1 protein-coding gene and 1 pseudogene are annotated in these 922 nt (G+C 35.1%); both read left to right on the top strand.

Going from position 1 to position 922, the window contains the following annotated elements; genetic code table 11:
• The coding region (locus tag J7604_RS26995) for a helix-turn-helix domain-containing protein (protein ID WP_293903795.1) at positions 1-417 on the top strand (417 nt) is incomplete at its 5' end.
• Positions 417-922 (top strand): annotated as a pseudogene (locus tag J7604_RS26990) (IS3 family transposase); the annotation flags it as partial. The gene J7604_RS26995 and the pseudogene J7604_RS26990, both read left to right, overlap by 1 nt.

The raw sequence follows: 922 nt of genomic DNA, 5'->3' as shown, positions 1-922 counted from the left end.
TTTAACCCCTGTAAAAAAATGACAGAATTTAAATTTTTTAAGAAAAGAGGTAGAGGGAAAAGAAAGCATACTCAACCTCATGATATTGAATTAAAGTTGAAAATTATTCAGGAATATCAATCAGGCCACATTACCTTTAGAATGCTTTCAAAAAAATACAATATAAATCAATCGCTTATAAGTTATTGGGTAAGAAGATTTGAAGGCAGAGTTAATCAGCCAAAATCACATTCAATTAAAAAGATTGTATTGAATCAGGAGGAAAAGAAAGGTCAGTGTCAGGATGTTGCTGCATTGAAAAAGGCTTTGGAAGAGACGTTATTAAAGAATAAAGCTCTTGAAACAATGATAGACATTGCAGAACAAGAGTTAAAAGTAAATATTCGAAAAAAGTCTGGCACCAAACGATCACAGTAATGAAGAATGCATTCCCTCAAATAGGGCTGGCAAGGTTATGCAGATTGTTTGGTGTTACACGGCAAGCATATTATCAATATAGCTGGCATATGAGTGACATAGGCACAGAAGCCTATATAGTTTTGAATTTGGTAAATGCAATACGAGAAGACCAGCCAAGGATAGGTACCAGAAAACTATTCTCTTTAATACAAAAGGATTTACTAGAACGTCAGATAAAAATGGGTAGAGATGCCTTGTTTGATTTATTAGCTTCTCACAATATGCTAATCAGGCGGAGGAAACGAGCTCCTCAAACTACCTTTTCCAGGCACTGGTATCGCAAATATGACAACTTGCTTAAGGATTTTATTTGTTCGGGTCCTCATCAAATTTGGGTCTGCGATATCACCTATATTTCCATCGGTAATGATTTTGTTTATCTCGCTCTTATATCAGATGGATATTCTAGGAAGATAGTTGGGTATAACCTCTCTGAAGATCTTGCTACAGAAGGTTGCATTAT

It is taken from the genome of Sporocytophaga sp., assembly GCF_017745095.1.
GTDB lineage: Bacteria > Bacteroidota > Bacteroidia > Cytophagales > Cytophagaceae > Sporocytophaga.
This window is presented reverse-complemented; position numbering and strand designations above follow the sequence as displayed.